Raw genomic sequence first — 4613 nt, 5'->3', positions numbered from 1 at the left:
GACGCCGGTCCGACGCTGAGCCTCTGGAACAGGTCGAGGTGCATGCCGAGCGCGTCCGCGAGGATCGCCTTGATCGTGTCGCCGTGGCTGACCGCCGCCCACACCGCGCCGGCCCCGTGCTCCTCCGCCACCGCCGCGTCGTGCCGCCGGATCGCCGACACGGCCCGGGCCTGCATCGCGAGCATCCCCTCGCCGCCGGGGAACACCACCGCGGAGGGCTGGTTCTGCACCGTCGCCCAGAGCGGCTCCGTCGCGAGATCCCGCAGCGAGCGCCCCGACCAGTCGCCGTAGTCGCACTCGGTGATGCCCTTGTCGATCACCGTCGCCGGCGATCCCGTCTGCCGCTCGAGGACGAAGCGCGTGGTCTGCCGGCACCGCTCGAGCGGGCTCGACACCACGGTCGCGAGCTCGACCGCCGCCAGCCGCTCCCCGGTGCGCGCCGCCTGCGTGCGTCCGACGTGGTCGAGCCGCACTCCGGCGGTCCGTCCGGCGAGGATCCCCGCGGTGTTCGCGGTGGTGCGTCCGTGCCGGACGAGGAGGAGCGTGGGCATGGGGCCAGCGTAGGCGGCCGTGCTCCGCCCCGCCCCGTCGAGCCGCCGGGGCCGCGCCGGTGCGTTCCGCGCGACTCCATCGCGGGACGGATGCCCCGACCGCAGCGCCTGCCTAGGGTGGAGGAGCGGCCGCCCACCGCGGCCCGGAAGGGACACACATGGACGGGACGACGCCCCCCGGCATTCCCCAGGACGGCACGGACACCGAGAGCCCCGCCGCGCGCACCGCCGCCGACGGCACCGCTGCCGAGCACACCGACTCCGCGCACACCGACTCCGCGACCCCCGCATGGGCCGCCCCCGAGGCCTCCGGCCGCCACGGCGAGGTCGCCCTGCGGATCCGCGGCCTCCGCAAGCGCTTCGGCGACAAGGAGGCCGTGAAGGACATCGACCTCGACGTCCCCGCCGGGTCCTTCTTCGGGCTCGTCGGCCCCAACGGCGCGGGCAAGACGACGACCCTCTCGATGGCCACGGCCCTGCTCCGCCCCGACAGCGGCGTCGTCACGATCCACGAGGTCGACGTCTGGAAGGACACCCTCGAGGCGAAGCGGCTGATCGGCGTCCTCGCCGACGGCGTCAAGCTGTTCGACCGCCTCACCGGTCTCCAGCTCGTCACCTACTACGGCCTGCTCTGCGGGCTCGAGCGCTCCGTCGTCGTCGAGCGGACCGACGACCTCCTCGCCCTGCTCGGCCTCGATCCGGCCGACCGCACGCTCGTCGTGGACTACTCCGCGGGCATGACCAAGAAGATCGCGCTGGCCTGCGCGCTCGTGCGCGCCCCGCGCCTCCTGGTGCTCGACGAGCCGTTCGAGTCGGTCGACCCGGTCTCGGCGGCGAACATCCGCGACATCCTCACCGGCTTCGTCGCGTCGGGCGGCACGGTCATCGTCTCGTCCCACTCCATGGACCTCGTCGAGCGGATGTGCGACCGCGTCGCCGTCATCGCCGACGGCCGCGTGCTCGCCTCCGGCACCCTCGAGGAGGTCCGCGCCGGCTCCAGCCTCGAGGAGCGCTTCGTCGAGCTGGTCGGCGGCCGCACCCACCAGGAGGGACCGGCATGGTTGCGCATCTCCTGAGGCTGCGGCTGCTCCTGCTCCGCAACTCGCTGACGCGGAACGTGTGGCAGCTGATCGGCGTGATCCTCGGCGGTCTCTACGCGATCGCGGTGCTCGGCCTGGTCGCGGCCGGCCTGGTCGCGCTCGGAGGCACGGACCCGGCGTTCGCGAACGTCGCGATCGTCCTCGGCGGATCCGCTCTGATCCTCGGCTGGGTGCTCGGGCCGATCTTCCTGTCCGGCTCCGACCAGAGCCTCGACCTGCCCACGCTCGCGACCTTCCCGATCCCGCTGCGGACCCTCCTCCTCGGGCTCGCCGCCGCGGGCCTCGCGGGCATCCCCGGCGTGGTGACCACGCTCGGGGCGCTCGCCTCCTCCGCCGCCTGGTGGAGCCGTCCGATCGGCATCCTGCCCGGCCTCGTCGCCGCGGTGATCGGCGTCGCGACCTGCGTGGTCGCGTCGCGCCTGATCGGCGCGCTCACCACGGGCCTGGGCTCGAGCCGCCGCTACCGCGAGGTGATCGGCGGCGTCGTGCTCGTCGTCGTCATCCTGCTCGGACCGCTCTTCTTCGGCCTGACCAACGTGATCCGCGACGGCCTGGACGTCCTGCCCGTGATCGCGGGCGCCCTCGGCTGGTCGCCGCTCGGCGCGATCTGGGCCGTCCCCGGATCCGTCGTCGCGGGCGACTGGGTCGCGGCGATCGCGCGCCTGCTGATCGGGCTCGCGACGCTGGCCGTCCTCGTCTGGGCGTGGGCCCGGGCGCTGCGGCACGCGCTCGCGGAGCCCGCCGCGTCCGGCGCGCACTCCGCCTCCGGATCCGCGGGCCTCGGCCTGTTCGGGCGCTTCCCCGGCACCCCGACCGGCGCCGTCGCCGCGCGTGCCCTCGGCTACTGGTGGCGCGACCCGCGCTACAGCCGCGGGCTCCTCGTCATCCCCGCCGTCGTCGTCCTCGCGGTGTTCTACTCCGCGATCGGCAGCGGCGGCGATACCTTCGTGCTGCTCTCGGCCGTGCTCGTCGGCCTGATCTTCGGCGTGACCCTGTGCGCCGACGTATCGTACGACGGCACCGCCTGGGCGGCGCACGTCAGCTCCGGAGTGACGGGGTCGGCCGACCGCGCCGGTCGCGTCGTCGCCGCCGCGATCATCGGCGTCCCTGCGGTGGTCGTCGTGGCGGTGGGCACCGCGCTGTACGCGGGACGCGCCGACGCGATCCCGGCCGTGCTGGGCATGGCGCTGGCCCTCGTGCTCAGCGGGTTCGGAGTGTCGAGCGTCGCCTCGTCGCTCGTCGTCTACCCCGTGCCCGGGCCGGGGGACAGCCCGCTGAAGACGCCGCCGGGCTCCGGGATGATCTCGAGCGTCGTGATGCTGGGGAGCATGGCCGCGACCGGTCTGCTGGCGCTCCCGTCGATCGTCCTCGGCGCGATCTCGCTCATCGGCGGCGACCCGGCCTTCGGCCTGATCGGACTGGCGGCCGCCCTCGTGCTGGGCACCGTCTTCGCGCTGGTGGGCATCCGCGTCGGCGGTCGGATCGTCGACCGCCGAGCGCCGGAGCTGTTCGCCGCCCTCGTGACGATCGGCTGACGCGGGCGGCGGGGCGCGGGGCCGGCGGTGCCCGCCCCACTCCCCGTCACCGCCCCGCTCCTCGCCCCCCTCGAGTGCGCGAAAGTTGTCGCACTCGAGCTCGAGTGCGACAACTCCTGCACACTCGCGGGAGCGCCGAGTGCCGAGTGCCAAGCACTCAAGAGTCGTCGTAGTCGAGCGCGAGCACGATGACTTCTGCGCACTCGAGGGTCGCTCGAGTGGACGAGTGTCGAGTCTCCAAGAGTCGTCGCAGTCGAGGGCGAGTGCGACAACTCCTGCGTGCTTGCGAGTGCGACGACTCCTGCGTGCTTGCGAGTGCGACGACTCCTGCACACTCGCGGGAGCCGGCGAGGACCGCGCGCACCCGCGAGTGGCCGCGCGCCCGCGAAGGCCCGCACGCAGGAGCCGCGGCAGAATGTGGACATGCGCAGCCTCGAAGTCCTCCTCGATCCGGAGTCGGAGGCTCGCGTCCGCAGCCAGTGGGAGGCGCTCGAGGCGGCCGGCATCCCGAGCCTCGCGCTGCACACGTCCGCCAGCAACCGCCCGCACCTCACCCTGGTCGCCGGGCCCGAGCTGACCGCCCCGGAGCCGGGCGCGCTCGGTCCGCTTCCGGCGACGGCCGACCTCGGTGCCGTCCTCCTCTTCCCGCACGCCGGGCGCTTCGTCCTCGCCTGGGGAGTGGTCCGCTCGCCCGCCCTCGACGCTCTGCACGATCGGGCCACGCGCCTCGTGCCGGGCGGCGTCGACACCTCGCTCCCGGGCGCCTGGACGCCGCACATCAGCGTCTCTCGCCGCCTCCGCGCCGAGCAGCTCGGCGACGCCGTCCCCCTCCTCGGCGAGCCGTTCACCGTCGGCCTCGCGGGCGTCCGCTTCTGGGACGGCGACACCCGCACCCTCACCGACCTCTGATCCGGGCGCCGCAGAAGACCCCCGACCTCCCCGCAGCCGCCTCCCCAGCTCCCTCCCTGCGGCCCTTCTCCACAGTTCCCCGGACCCCCGGGGCGGCGTCGGAGGCGGCGGGTAGAGTTCCCCGGGTGACAGAGCCCACCGCGACAGCCCTCCCCGCCCCGCCGCTCGCCGACCCCTCGGCGGAGTCCCGCGGCGGCGTCCGGAGCGACGCGGCGAGCGGCGCTGCGGGCTCCGGATCCTCCGAGGCGCAGGCGATCCTCGAGAAGGTCTTCGGCTACGGCTCCTTCCGCGGCGAGCAGCAGGCCATCGTCGAGCAGGTCATCGGAGGCGGCGACGCCGTCGTCCTGATGCCCACCGGCGGCGGCAAGTCGCTCTGCTACCAGATCCCCGCCATCGTGCGCCCCGGCACCGGCGTGGTCGTGTCCCCGCTCATCGCGCTGATGCAGGACCAGGTCGACGCCCTCCGCGCGAACGGCGTCCGCGCCGAGTTCCTCAACTCCACCCAGGACGCGGGCGAG

The 4613-nt window shown here is 74.3% G+C and carries 5 protein-coding genes; 4 read left to right on the top strand and 1 reads right to left on the bottom strand.

Going from position 1 to position 4613, the window contains the following annotated elements:
• Window positions 1-551 (bottom strand): MSMEG_4193 family putative phosphomutase (locus tag C5C82_RS16685; protein ID WP_104355410.1); only part of this gene is annotated, 551 nt, incomplete at its 3' end.
• Between the two features lie 158 nt (window positions 552-709).
• On the opposite strand from C5C82_RS16685, the gene C5C82_RS16680 reads away from it, so the two are divergent.
• From C5C82_RS16680 to C5C82_RS18125, 4 genes are all read left to right on the top strand, one after another.
• The gene (locus C5C82_RS16680; protein WP_104225053.1) at window positions 710-1627 is read left to right on the top strand and encodes an ABC transporter ATP-binding protein; all 918 of its coding nucleotides are present in this window, start codon (window positions 710-712) and stop codon (window positions 1625-1627) included.
• Window positions 1609-3186: a transporter gene (locus C5C82_RS16675; protein ID WP_104355409.1), complete on the top strand. Its 1578-nt coding sequence runs from the start codon at window positions 1609-1611 to the stop codon at window positions 3184-3186. Before C5C82_RS16680 ends, C5C82_RS16675 begins: the two co-directional genes overlap by 19 nt.
• A 423-nt stretch (window positions 3187-3609) precedes the next feature.
• Window positions 3610-4095 (top strand): 2'-5' RNA ligase family protein, encoded by a 486-nt coding sequence (locus C5C82_RS18130; RefSeq protein ID WP_146086025.1) that lies wholly within the window; start codon window positions 3610-3612, stop codon window positions 4093-4095.
• Between the two features lie 125 nt (window positions 4096-4220).
• Window positions 4221-4613: DEAD/DEAH box helicase (locus tag C5C82_RS18125; RefSeq protein WP_146086024.1), on the top strand; the 393-nt coding region annotated here is incomplete at its 3' end.

Origin of the sequence: Rathayibacter sp. AY1D5, assembly GCF_002932515.1 — a bacterium.
Classification (GTDB): Bacteria; Actinomycetota; Actinomycetes; order Actinomycetales; family Microbacteriaceae; genus Rathayibacter.
Note: the sequence above shows the minus strand (reverse complement) of the source record. Positions and strands in the feature narration are given on the sequence as shown.